Source organism: Candidatus Binatia bacterium (genome assembly GCA_036504975.1).
Taxonomy (GTDB): domain Bacteria; phylum Desulfobacterota; class Binatia; order UBA9968; family UBA9968; genus JAJPJQ01.
In genome coordinates this window covers 48,436-60,948 of record DASXUF010000024.1, presented here as the reverse complement: position 1 = coordinate 60,948, position 12,513 = coordinate 48,436, and the positions used below count along the sequence as shown (strand labels likewise).

The window sequence follows — 12,513 nt, the reverse complement described above, 5'->3', positions numbered from 1 at the left end:
TGGGAGATCGCCTTTACTCATTTCATACGGCTCGATCCCTTTTTCTTCACCAAGCCCTCGCTCATCGCCGTAGCCTTCAAGGAGCAGGTCTTCTCGGGAGGCTTGTGGCAGGACGTGGCGATCAGCAGCAAGGCCTTTTTCTGGGGCTTCAGCCTCGCAGTGATTATCGGCATTCCGATCGGCGTCTTCATGGGCTGGCGGCGTAGGGCCGAATACGTCCTCGACCCCTTCCTCACGGCGCTCTACGCGAGCCCTCTGGTCGCGCTGACTCCGCTGCTCATCATTATTTTCGGCGTCGGTCTCACGGGTAAGGTGGCCGTGATCTTTCTCCTGGCGGTGTTCCCTTTTGTTTTCAATGTTTTCGCCGGCGTCAAGTGCACCGACCGGCTCCTCGTCAACGTGGTGCGGGCCTTCGGCGGAAAGGAAAGGGATATCTATTTTAAAGTCATCGTTCCGAGTGTTCTCCCCTATATCGTAGCGGGCGCGAGGATCGCGATCGGCCGGGGAATCGTCGGCGTGCTCGTTGCGGAATTCTACGGCGCCACGGAGGGCATCGGCTTCGCGATTTCCCGCTTCGGCGACACCTACAGGCTGCCGGAGATGTTCGCCGCCATTTTTGTACTGATGATCGTGGCGGTAATTTTTACGGAAGGTTTGAGAAAATTGGAAACCCTACTGGCGCCCTGGAAGATCGGACAGGAGGCGAGATGAGCGCGCTGGCGAGCTTTTATAGGGAAAAAGAGCAGCCGATTCTGGGCGCCGGCTTCATCCTTTTGCTGATTCTCGCCTGGCAATCGCTGCCCGCCATTTTGCCTCTTCCGCGTGGGTTATCTCTCTTCTTCACCACGCCCGTCGAGGTGGTGCAGGCCTTCCACAGGTTATTCGTCGCGAATGAGATCCAGAGCCACATTTATATCAGCGCCGTAGAGTTCCTGGTCGGGCTCGGGATGGCCATCGTGGTCGGCCTGCCGTTGGGACTCATCATGGGCAGATCGAAAACCATCGACGCCATGTTCGATCCTTTCGTAACCGCATTCAACGCAACGCCGAGGCTTGTTTTTCTGCCCCTGCTCATTCTCTGGCTGGGCATCGGGGTATGGTCGAAGATCATGATCGTCTTTGTCGGCGCGGTCTTCCCGCTTCTCATCAATACGTATGAGGGGGTGAAGAACGTCGATCGCGTTCTGGTCAACGTGGTGAGATCGTTCGGCGCCAACGAGTGGCAGACGATGAAGGTCGTGGTCCTGCCCAACTCCGTCCCTTACATCGTCGCCGGCTTGCGTTTGGCGATTGGCAGGGCGCTCCTCGGCGTGGTCGTGGGCGAGTTTTTCGGCGCCAGCAAAGGGCTGGGCTTCATGATCGCCAGCGCCGCGACCAACTATAAAGTGGACGTCGTTTTCGTGGGAGTGACTATCTTTATGGGTCTCTCGCTGATTCTCACGCACCTGGTGAAGATGGCGGAATCCAGGCTCAGCCGCTGGCGTCCGGAAGAGGCAAAGACGTTCTAGTGCAGTGTAGCAGGTTGTTGAAAAACTCCGTTCATCCTTCGACAAAACTCAGGACGAACGGAGGATGGATTTAAATCATCGGAGAATTCCGTTCGTGCTGAGGCTCTCGAAGCACGAGTGGCTTTTTTTCAGAACCCTGCTAGGGCCGAAGCGGGAATCCAGCCTCCGCTTTGTTTGAAAGCTCCGCCGAGATGAGGTAGTACGACGCCAAATCCTCCGCGCTCGGTTGCAGGCGCACGGCGGCGAGCGCCGCCGGCGCCGACGCCTTGGCAAACTTGGCGGCGCCGCCGTCAGTCCTGAAAAAAATAGTAACCGTCCCCGCTGCGCGCACGACCTCCGCGATAGGCAGATTCGCCAGCCAGGCGTCCGCCGTCACTCTGAAGAGACTCTGATTGACCGGAACATAATAGCGCCGCCGGTCGTAATGTGCGCTCACGATTCTCAAGCGCCGGTCCTTCCCGGTGTACTCGTTGGGCACGTTTTTGACGCGCAGCCAGAGAAACGGAAGGTCTTTGAACCAGTCGGCAGTCTCGCTCGCGAAGCGGAGCAAGATGCTCACCGCAACGCCAAGCTGAGACGTGAGCGCGATCAGGCCGCGCGGATCACGCGCGGCGCGAAAGCGCGCCCGGAGTTCGTCCCGCCGCGCGCGCGGGATCGACAGCTCGGCGGCAAAGGTGTTGGCGAAAATTTCCCGGTCGGCCACGGTCATGCCGGCGGCCTCACCGGGCCGATCGGTCAGCAAAAGAAAATGGCCGATCTCGTGCGCCAGCGCGAAGCGCGCTTCGGGCAGGGGAAGTTTTTCCTGGAGCGTCACGACGGCGGATAGTCTGCCGTGGCTCCGGATCATTTCCAAACGGGCGCGTTCGCCGAGCCTGCGATCGCGGCGCACCGCGATGCCGAGCGCCGCGGCAATGTGGGAAACGTTGACGGGAACGTCGCGAAAAAAACCGTCATGCGAGCGTTCGAGGATGCCGAGCTGTTCCCGGGCTGCGCTCGCGATCCGAATCCGGGACTGGATATTTCGCGACGGCATATTTATCGCTGAGATCTAACAGGCGGCCGATTTCGTGCTTCGACACGCTCAGCACGAACGGTAAATCTTGAACGTTTCTTCCGATCCGTTCGCCCTGAGCTTGTCGAAGGGTGAACGAAGGGCTCCGTCGATCTAAACCAGACGCTCCGGCGGGGTCGGCTATTTTGTCCTGCGACGCCGCGTCCCGCTCTCCGTCCGAGCGTCCTTGGGCAACAGGTTGGCAAGTATTCGGTTAAGAATCGTCCGGCGATGCTCCAGCTCGTCGACGCCGGCGATGCTCTCGACGACAATTTCGTTCTGCAATGTTGTCATCCGGACCAAAAGCGAGCCGGCTTCGACGAACTCGCTTTTGACGGCCTCGAAGGCGGCCGCCGGATCGTCGGCCGTCGACAGGAGAAAAGCCCGGTCGGCGTGCTCGCGGGAGCTCATCGTGCCCTCGACCGTGCGAGCGGCGTCGTCGAAGCGCTTCCAGTCCGGCGCCTCCGGCGCGATCAGGCCGCGGTATTCCTCGGCGGCGGGACGATAGCGCGGCGCGATGTAGGGAAACCAGGCGATGTCTCGCAGCGCCACCGTCGTGGAATAATTTTCCCGCGCGCCCGGGCACAATTCCGCGATCAACGCGTCGAGCGCCTTGGAAAGGCCGACGACGTCGTCGCGGTATCTGGGGTGCGCGAGCACGGTGATTTTCCAAAGCGCTTTGTAGCTGTCGTTCAGTTGAGCGATCTCATGCGCGACCACCGAGTGCGCGCCGAGGGTCAGCATGTCTCCTTTGTCGAGCACGGCGGTCTCAATGCCGCTCGCCTTGCCGTTACGGTCGGGAACATACAAGAGCAAACTGTCTTCCGGCCAGCCGGCGGCCTGGGCCAGCTCCCGCTCGATTCTCGACCGCGTGGCGCTGTCTTTGCGCAACTCTTGCAGCACCAGGGCGATGCGCCGGTCCACCGGGGCGTCTTGTTTGCTGCCGGGGCTGAGCCTCTCGACCTCGTCGCGGTCGATCGAGGCGGCCACCTTATAGAGCTTCCGCCGCGCCAGCGCCTGGAGCAGCGCTATTCCGCGAAGACATTTTTCCACGGTCTCCTTGTCGCTTTGCTTTGCCGCGCGCTCGATCTTTTCCCACGCGGACTGCTGCAGCCACAGGAGCAGCGTCTCGTCGCCGATCCCCGCGTCGAGCAGGCCGTTGGGGAGGCATTCCTTCTTAAGCTCGGCGACGGCTTCGCTTTGGCCGGCGCGCGCGAGCTTGGCCGCGAGCTCGGCGATCTCCTCGATATCGAGCTGCCTTCGCGGCGAGCCGACTTCCTCCGGTTTGCCGATCAGGATAAAAGCCTTCGCGAGCATGGCGGAAGCGGCGATTTTTGTTTTATGGTGATAGATGATCTCGGCGCAGCGAAAGCGCTGGTGGAGCAGCTCGATGGCGGCCGCCGTGTCCGAGCGGGAGCGTCCCTTTCCATCCGCGAGCGCCAGCGCCATCCGGCACGCCCCCCGATCGTTCCGCCCGATGAAAAACCGCGACAGGATGCCGACGGCCCGGGAAACTTCGAGACCGACGTTGGCCGAATCGCGCTGGACATTATCCAAAAGGTCCGCGCAGATGGCGTTGCCCACGATATCGGCCATATACGGGAAAAAGACCCGCCGCTGAGTGTCCGACAAAGCCTGTCTCACGACCCTCACAAACGGCTCGGCATCTCTTTTTTCTTCCGCCAACATCTCTTCGAAGCTCTTCTCTCCTGCCTCGCTTTCTTTGTAGAGACAGATCAACAAGACCGTTTTCCAAGCGGCCTCCCCGGTGATTCCCAGAGCCGGAAAGGAAGGCGGCAAGAGATCGGCGCGGCGAAAAACCGCCCGGATTTCCGAGTCGCGGCCGGGCGCGGTTTCGTGCCACAGGTAAGCGACGCGAGGAGAAGCGAGATCGCCGCGCTTGCGGTAAATCCCCTCGACCGTGTCCTCGAGGGTATCGCCCGCGGGAATGTGGCCGACGCCGTAGAGGAGCGCCGCCCAGCGGACGAGGTGTTCGAGCGCATCCCATCTGAGATCGAGCGGTTTGTCCTCGAGACCCGGAAGAAAATCCTTGACGGCGACGGCGCCCACGGGCAATTCGTCCGCCTCGTAATAGTTCCGGCGCAATTGTCCGACGATTTGCCCGGCGACGTGGGCCGCGCCCAACGCATGGCTGAGGCGCGTGTGCGTGCCGCCGCGGAAGACGAGATGAGCGTAACCCAACTGGTAGACTCGGCCGAGCCTCTGGAGCTCTTCCGTGTCGAGCAATGCGGAAGCCAGGGGATCGTAGCGCGCGTCCCGGTGGATTTCGTCTCTGTGCGTGATCGCCTTCACGGTACTACCTTTTATCGATTACCCTCCGGCCTGGCAAGACACCGGCTAAGACTTTTTAGCCGGGGCTTTCGCCGGCGGAGTTTTGGCCGGCGGGCCGAGCTTTTCCATCTCCTTTAGAACTTCATTCAGTAGATCACGTTCCACGAACTGTTCGATGTCCGGCAAGGGCTTGCCGGCGGGCCAGCCAAGCTCGGGCGTCGTCCTCGACTCGAAGAGCTCCTTGAGCAGATCGTGCGGGATTTCCGGTCCAAAGGCATTCTGCACCTGATTATAGATTCCCTCGGCCAGCGCCGCGTCTTTGACCTCGAAATATTTCTGAATAATTTCCAGCGTTCCCTTCTTGTTGGTCTTCACATAATCGTTTGCCTTCACCATCCCGCGTATAAACCTCTTGGCCACGTCGCGCTTCTCCTTGACGAAGTCCTTGTGCGCGATAAAAGTGCCTCCCAGCCTCGGGATGTAGTCTCCCGTCTTGACGAGAATCTTCATTCCCTCTTTTTCCGCCCTGGCGGCGTGGGGAAAAGATAGTATCGCGCCTTGAATCGATTTGTTGATCAGCGCGGCCACCCGGTCGGTCTCGGCATTGAAGGTGATGACCTTATAGTCCTTGCCGGGCTCCATCTTGAAGAATTTGCCGAGCACGACGACAGCCTCGGTGTAAGCCGCCTGGCCCGGCCTCTCGAGCCCTATGGTTTTCCCTTTGAGATCTTCCACCCGCTTGATGTCCGGCGTCGTGGTGATCGTCCACTGGGAGACCAGCGATTCCCCGACGAGGAAAGCGAGCGGTGCCCCCTTGAGCATCGCCTCGGAGCCGCCTCCCGGTATCGGGACGAACTCGATCTCCTTTGCGATAGCGGCCCTGACCAGGACGCCCGCCTGCGCCGCGATGAATTCGGCGTCGAGGCCCTCCGCCTTGAGCAGGCCCTTATCCACCGCGATATAGGAGGGAATGTGAAAGCCGCTTCCACCTATCGTCCTTCCGACCTTGACTTTCGGCATCTGCGCCTTCGCGGTGGAAATCTGAACGCCTAAAACGAGCACGATCAAGCTGGCAAAAGTCATCACGCTCTTTCGCATCGTCGCCATGGCTGATCTCCTTTCGTCAGGCGATAAAAATTAGCCTTAACGGCTGCGAAAGGCAAGAGAGTTTTTACTTTGATTGACACGGTCCTTAATCTGGCCTAAACCGGATGAGTAAGGAGGCGCGCTGCTATGAACGTTTTGGTAACCGGCGGCGGATTGATCGGTTGTCACTTCGCGAAACGGATGGCGGACGATGGAAGCAAAGTCGTGATCTATGATTTATCCCCCAACCGGCAATACATCGACAGGATCGTCGGCCCGAATCGAGCGGAAGTCGTCGCCGCGGACATTCGGGATTTGCCGGCATTGCTCGCGGCGCTCAAGCGATTCAACGTGGATACCATGGTCCACACCGCCGGCTTGATCGGCAAGCGTGTGGCGGAGAATTCCTATACCGGCGCGACCAACAATATCGTCGGCACCATCAACGTTCTGGAGGCGGCGCGGCTGCAGGGACTGAAGCGCGTCGTCTACGTGAGCACTTTCGGCGTGTACGACCGGGACAAAATCAACCAGGGACCGGTCCGTGAGGACGCGCCGGTCGGCGGTCACAATCTTTACACCACGACGAAAGCCTGCTCAGAGCATTTGGTTCATGCTTACACCCATCTCTACAATCTCGACACGATCATCATTCGGCCCGCCGGCGTCTTCGGCCGCGGCCATTACGTCGGCGGATCGACCGTCGGCATGGTGATGCGCGACCTGGCGCTGAAAATTATCAAAGGCGAGCCTTTCGCCGTCGACGCGAAAATTTATTTTTCCAACGAGTATGTCTACGCCAAAGACGTCGCGCTCGCCGTCGAGCTGGCTTGCAAGGCGCGGGACCCGAAGCAACGGATCTACAATGCCGGCAGCGGCGCCGTGACGACGGCTTCCGACCTCGCGCAAGCCGCGCGCGCGCTGTCACCGCAAGCCGAGGTCAAAGTGATCGGCGACGAAGGCGGCGATGGCCACGCAAAGTTTCCTCTCGACCTGAGCACATCGAAGGCCGAGCTGGGCTACGTGCCGCAGTTTCCTCTGAAAGAGGCGCTGAGGGATTATATGGAAGAGCTGTGGAGCGAGGGTGTTAGAGGATAGGGCCGTCAATCAGTCCTTCAGCCGGTAGAGTATCGACCAGTACACCGCCGCCAGGCCGTCTTTCCAGGTGATCTTCTTTCCTTCGGCGTAGGTGCGGCCATAGTAGGAAATCGGAACTTCGTACACGCGGCAACCCTTTTTAGCGACCTTCATCGTAACCTCCGGTTCAAAGCCGAAGCGGTTGGACTCGAGTTTCAGGCCCTTGATGACCTCGGCGCGAAAAGCTTTGTATCCGACCTCCATATCGGTCAGGTTGAGATTCGTGAGTGAATTGGAAAAGAGCGTCAGGAGCTTGTTGCCGACATCGTGCCAGAAGAAAAGCACTCGATGAGGCCCGCCGCCGGAAAAGCGCGTGCCGTACACCACGTCGGCCCGGCCGGCGAGAATCGGTTCCAGGAGATTCGCATAGTCGCCCGGCTCGTACTCCAGGTCCGCGTCCTGAATGATCACGACGTCGCCGGTGACATGGGCGAGCCCGCTTCTTATGGCGGCCCCTTTTCCCTGATTGACCGGCTTGAGGACCACCTTGAAGTCGTTGGGAGAGGCGCCGTTCTTCTTCGCTTCCGCCTCCATGCGCTCGAGAATGTCGCGGCTGCCGTCGGTCGAGCCGTCGTCGACGGCGATGATTTCTTTAGGGAAGCCGACTTCTTGCACACGCCGGATCGCCTCTTCGAGAGTCTTCGCCTCGTTGAAAACGGGCATCAGGACCGAGAGCTTCACTGCTCGAACTCGCGCTTTTTAAGCTCCCGGATGAATGCTGAGAGGTTGGGATCGTTGTTGACGACTTCGTTGACCTTGTTCTGAAACTCGGCCGCCGCCCGCTCCAGGGGACCCGTATCGACGCGCAGCCCGAGCCACTGCGCCAGCCGGAGCACGAGCGCGAGCGCGCCGCGCGGGTTCGGCGACGCGGAGAGATAATGCGGCAGCGTGGCCCACAGGCTCATATTGGGAATCCCGTTTTTCCGGCAGGCATCGCCTAAAATTCCCACGATGCCGGTCGGCCCTTGGTAACGCGACGGCAGCAGGTCTAACTCGGTCATCAATTTAAGGTCCGAGGAAAATCCCGTGAGCGGCACCGGCCGCGTGTAGAGAACCTCGTCGAGGTAGGCGCCGAGGGAGACGACCATCTCGATCTTGCATTCGCGCACGAGCCGGAGAACGGTGTCGCAGAAGGCGCGCCAGCGAAGATGCGGCTCGGCGCCGATCCCGAACACGAAATCGCGCTCGATGCCGATGCCGCCGCCGTAATGGAAATCGTAGGAGGGCCAGTGGATCTCACGTTGCAGTCCCTCGACCAACCGGACCTGGGGACGCTGAATGGAAAAGTCGTAGAACTCTTCCGGATCGATGCCGGCGAACTTTGTCGCGAGCAACTGCTCGCTCAGATAGCGCACCGCAGTGGTCGCCGACGCGCCGGCGTCGCTCCAGCCGGCAAAAGCCAAGATCAATACTGGCCGACGAAGTGCAGGCTGATTATCGAATACAAGCGGGTCGGTGCTCATTCTTTGTATTTATCACGAACGGCCCGGCTAACTCCAGCCGCAATTAAAAAGGATGAAGGCTGAGGGATGAGGGATGAAGTTCGGAAATGCGTCTGGTATATTGGCAGCGCTCACAGCGATACAGGATCACTGGGCGAGGCCGAGGGGCGCGAGGAGAGGGCCGCGGACGCCCGATGAGACAGGTTCGACTTTGGTACTACCCCATCGGCCGTGGTTCGACAAAGCTCACCACTCTGAGCCTGTCGACGAGCGGCCCGAAAACTTGCGCCGCGAGGAATCGCTTTGGAAAAAATCATGGCTGAACGAGTAGCGCTGATCACGGGCGGGGCGAAGGGAATCGGGCGCGCCGTCGCCCTCGACTTAGCCGCAGAGGGTTGGCAAATAGCCATTTGCTACCGCAAGAGCGCCGAAGAAGCGGCCGAAGTGGTCGCCGCGGCGCATAAGGACGGAACGAAGGCGCTATCGATCCAATGCGACGTGTCGAATCCTCAAGACGCGACAGGGATGGTGGAGCGGGTCGAGAAAGAATGGGGCCGCATCGACGCATTGATCAACTGCGCCGGCCCTTATCATCGAGTGGACTTTTTGAAGGAAACCGTCGAAGGATGGCACTCGATGTTCGACAATAACCTGCATCCGGTTTTTTACCTTGCCAAAGCCGCCATGCCCGGCATGATCGACCGCAAGTGGGGCCGAGTCATTTGCTTCAGCATGGCCAACGCGGATCAACTGATCGGCCAGCCACAGTTAACCGCTCACTACATCGCCAAGGTCGGGCTGCTCGTGCTCGTGCGCTCGCTCGCCCGCGTCGGCGCGCCACATGGAATCACCGCCAACGCCATCTCTCCGGGCTTTATCGACACCGGCAGCGCGCCGCCGGAAGAGTTCGCCGCGATGGCGAAGCGGATTCCCGCCGGCTATGTGGGCTCAGTGAACGACGCCGCTTCCGCCGTGCGCTTCCTCCTGTCGGAAGAAGCGCGCTACGTCAACGGTGCAAATATTCACCTCAGCGGGGCATGGGGAATATAAACAAATGTGGGGACGGTTCGCGAACCGCCCCTACGACTTCAGCAAAGAGGAAAAGATCTCGACGGCGATATCGACTTCGTTCTTCGTCACAATCAACGGCGGTGAGAAGCGGATCGTGCTATCGCCGCAGCCGAGCAGCAGCAAGCCGTTCTCGAAAGCGCGGCGCACGACGCGATTGCGCAACTCCGCATCCGTAAGCTCTACACCCGCCATGAGACCGAGTCCTCTCACGTCCTTGATTGCTGAATGTTTGTTCTTTAGCTGCGTCAGCTTTTCTTTTAGATACCTTCCAACCTCCGCGGCGTTCGCCATAAGACCTTTCTCGATAAGATCGATTGTCGCGAGCGCGGCCGCGCACGCCACAGGATTGCCGCCGAAGGTCGAGCCGTGATTGCCGTGCTTCCAGGTGCTGATCTCGCTGCGCGCGATCATCGCGCCGAGCGGCAGCCCGCTCGCGATTCCCTTCGCGACGCAGAGGATATCCGGCTCGACGCCCCAGTGCTCGCATGCGAACATCTTTCCCGTGCGGCCGAAGCCGGTCTGGATTTCATCCGCGACCAAGAGAATTCCGTGGCGCCGGCAAATCTCCGCCAGCTTGCCGAGAAAGTCGCCGGGCGGAACAACGTAGCCGCCTTCGCCTTGAATCGGCTCGACGAAGACGGCCGCGACTTCATCGGGCGCCGCCTCCAGCCGGAAGACTCTGTTTTCCAGGGCGTCCAGTCCCTCGATCCCATAGGGAATGTGATGAACGTCCGGCAGCAGCGGGCCGAAGCGGGCGCGGTGAGAAGAGCGGCTGGCGGTCAAAGAAAGTGCTCCAAGAGTTCTCCCGTGAAACGAGCCCAAAAAGGCGACGAGATGAGTCCTCTTCGTCGCGTAGCGAGCGAGCTTGATGGCCGCCTCAATCGCTTCCGTCCCGGAGTTCGTCAAAAATACTTTTTTAGTTGAAGATCCCGGCGCGAGGCGGCTCAGCGTCTCGGTCAGCGACGCCATCGGCTCGTAATAAAAATCGCTGCCGCAGAAATGGAGAAACTTGCCCGCTTGCTCCTGGATCGCCCGTACGACCTTGGGGTGGGAGTGGCCGGTGGAGGCGACCGCAATGCCCGCGTTGAAATCCAGAAAAAAGTTTCCATCCACGTCTTCGATCGCCATCCCTTTCCCCTGCTTCACGACCAAAGGATAGACGCGGCCATAAGCCGGCGCCGCGTAACGCTCATCTTGCTCGATGATCGCTTTAGCTTTCGGACCGGGAGGCTTTACCTTGATGTGGGGAACTTTCATCGAAATTTTGAATGATGAATGTGAGCGAAGTCGAATGGGTCAAAATTTAAAATTCAACATTGTTTATTCGGCGTTGTCGATCTGCGCCTTTTGCAATTTTCCGGAGTAATCCACGTAGACGGACTTCCATTCGGTGAAGATGTCGTACACGGTCGTGCCGGCCTCGCGATGGCCGTTGCCCGTGTCTTTGACGCCGCCGAAGGGAAGGTGCACCTCGGCGCCGATCGTGGGACCGTTGATGTAAGTGATGCCGGCCTCGAAGTCCCGCACGGCGCGAAACGCGCACGCGACGTCTCTCGTATAGACGGAACTGGAAAGGCCGTAAGGCGTGCCGTTGAGAATTTCCGTCGCCTCTTCGAAGCTTTTGATTTCGATGATCGACAGCACCGGGCCGAAAATCTCCTCCTGCGCGATGCGCATCGAAGGCGCGACCTGATCGAAGATCGTCGGACGGTAAAAATATCCGTCGATCCATTTTCCTTCCTCGTAGATCGTCCCGCCCGTAAGAAGCCGCGCGCCTTCGTCTTTTCCGACCTGGACGTAACGATGGACCTTCTCGCGCGCGGCCTCGTTGATCAGCGGTCCCATCTCCACGCTCTCGTCGAGGCCGTCGCCGATTTTAATTTTTTCCGCGCGCGCGACCAGCATGTCGGTGAACCGCTTTTTAATATCGCGATGAAGCAGCAGACGGCTCGTGGCGGTGCAGCGCTGTCCCGTCGTGCCGAAGGCGCCCCATAGAGCGCCTTCCAGCGCCAGATCCAAATCGGCGTCCTCCATGACGACTTGCGCGTTCTTGCCGCCCATTTCCAGCGAGACTCGCTTGAGATTTTGACCGCAGGACGCCGCGATCTCCCTCCCGGTGGCCGTAGATCCCGTAAAAGAGACGAGCCGGACCTCCGGATGGCGCACGAGCGCAGCGCCGGCCCCCTCGCCCGAGCCGTGGACGAGGTTGGCAACGCCCGGCGGAACCCCGGCCTCTTCGAGGATCTCGAACAGCTTTACCGCGCTGAGCGGGGTATCTTCCGCCGGCTTGAGCACGACCGTGTTGCCGCAGAGGAGCGCCGGAAAGAGCTTCCAGGTCGGAATCGCCAGGGGAAAATTCCACGGCGTGATCAGGCCGCAGACGCCGACCGGTACGCGGATCGACATCGCGAATTTGTTCGGCAGCTCCGCGGGCGTGGTCTCGCCAAAGAGTCTTCTCCCCTCGCCCGCGACGTAATAAGCCGTATCGATCCCTTCTTGAACGTCGCCGCGGGCCTCCGGCAAAATTTTTCCCATCTCCCGCGTCATCGCGCGGGCGATCTCCTCTTTTCGCCGCCTGAGGATCTCTCCCACCCGGTAGAGAATCTCGCCGCGCTTGGGCGCGGGAACCAGGCGCCATCGCGGCAGGGCTTTTCGGGCAGCGATAACCGCCTCGGCGATATCTTCCGGCTCCGACTCCGGAAAGAGGCCGATCAATTCGCGCCGGTCGGCGGGGTTGCGGTCTTCCAAAGTCCCGCCGGACTTCGCCCCGACCCATTTGCCGTCAATGTAGTTGCAATAGATTTCCGGCATAGGGCACTGGCTTGTGAGCTTGCATGTCTAGTACTCATTTTAGTAAGCTGGCGCGGCAAAGACAAACACCCCGGCTCAAGTGCCCGACCCCATCGTCCCTCTCGCTCACGGCCGG

General features: G+C 60.1%; 11 protein-coding genes. 4 read left to right on the top strand and 7 right to left on the bottom strand.

What is annotated here, in order from left to right; translation table 11 throughout:
• A partial coding sequence (locus VGL70_03835; protein HEY3302650.1) for an ABC transporter permease occupies positions 1–711 on the top strand: 711 nt, incomplete at its 5' end.
• On the top strand, positions 708–1,508 hold the full coding sequence (locus tag VGL70_03830; GenBank protein HEY3302649.1) for an ABC transporter permease: 801 nt from the start codon (positions 708–710) through the stop codon (positions 1,506–1,508). The genes VGL70_03835 and VGL70_03830, both read left to right, overlap by 4 nt.
• Before the next feature lie 139 nt (positions 1,509–1,647).
• Here VGL70_03830 and VGL70_03825 read toward each other — a convergent pair whose 3' ends face one another.
• The 3 genes from VGL70_03825 to VGL70_03815 all read right to left on the bottom strand — a co-directional run bounded on the left by VGL70_03825 (position 1,648) and on the right by VGL70_03815 (position 5,958).
• Positions 1,648–2,541 carry an ImmA/IrrE family metallo-endopeptidase gene (locus tag VGL70_03825; GenBank protein HEY3302648.1) on the bottom strand — a complete coding sequence of 298 codons (894 nt, stop codon included), beginning with the start codon at positions 2,539–2,541 and terminating at the stop codon, positions 1,648–1,650.
• A 159-nt stretch (positions 2,542–2,700) separates the two neighbouring features.
• The gene (locus VGL70_03820) at positions 2,701–4,872 is read right to left on the bottom strand and encodes a hypothetical protein (GenBank protein HEY3302647.1); all 2,172 of its coding nucleotides are present in this window, start codon (positions 4,870–4,872) and stop codon (positions 2,701–2,703) included.
• A gap of 45 nt (positions 4,873–4,917) precedes the next feature.
• Positions 4,918–5,958 (bottom strand): ABC transporter substrate-binding protein, encoded by a 1,041-nt coding sequence (locus tag VGL70_03815; protein HEY3302646.1) that lies wholly within the window; start codon positions 5,956–5,958, stop codon positions 4,918–4,920.
• 126 nt (positions 5,959–6,084) lie between these two features.
• Between VGL70_03815 and VGL70_03810 the strand changes: the two genes are divergently transcribed.
• Positions 6,085–7,035, top strand: a complete 951-nt coding sequence (locus VGL70_03810) for an NAD(P)-dependent oxidoreductase (protein HEY3302645.1) — start codon at positions 6,085–6,087, stop codon at positions 7,033–7,035.
• A gap of 9 nt (positions 7,036–7,044) precedes the next feature.
• Here VGL70_03810 and VGL70_03805 read toward each other — a convergent pair whose 3' ends face one another.
• Positions 7,045–7,755, bottom strand: a complete 711-nt coding sequence (locus VGL70_03805; GenBank protein HEY3302644.1) for a glycosyltransferase family 2 protein — start codon at positions 7,753–7,755, stop codon at positions 7,045–7,047.
• Positions 7,752–8,483, bottom strand: coding sequence for a PAC2 family protein (locus tag VGL70_03800; GenBank protein ID HEY3302643.1), 732 nt, complete (start codon positions 8,481–8,483; stop codon positions 7,752–7,754). Before VGL70_03800 ends, VGL70_03805 begins: the two co-directional genes overlap by 4 nt.
• A 348-nt stretch (positions 8,484–8,831) precedes the next feature.
• Between VGL70_03800 and VGL70_03795 the strand changes: the two genes are divergently transcribed.
• Complete coding sequence (locus VGL70_03795; GenBank protein ID HEY3302642.1) at positions 8,832–9,566, top strand: SDR family oxidoreductase; 735 nt, start codon at positions 8,832–8,834, stop codon at positions 9,564–9,566.
• A 30-nt stretch (positions 9,567–9,596) separates the two neighbouring features.
• On the opposite strand, the gene VGL70_03790 is transcribed toward VGL70_03795, so the two are convergent.
• Together VGL70_03790 and VGL70_03785 are read right to left on the bottom strand one after the other, a co-directional pair.
• Positions 9,597–10,844 (bottom strand): acetyl ornithine aminotransferase family protein, encoded by a 1,248-nt coding sequence (locus tag VGL70_03790; GenBank protein HEY3302641.1) that lies wholly within the window; start codon positions 10,842–10,844, stop codon positions 9,597–9,599.
• A gap of 63 nt (positions 10,845–10,907) precedes the next feature.
• Positions 10,908–12,398, bottom strand: coding sequence for an aldehyde dehydrogenase family protein (locus tag VGL70_03785; protein ID HEY3302640.1), 1,491 nt, complete (start codon positions 12,396–12,398; stop codon positions 10,908–10,910).
• Between the last annotated feature and the right edge of the window lie 115 nt (positions 12,399–12,513).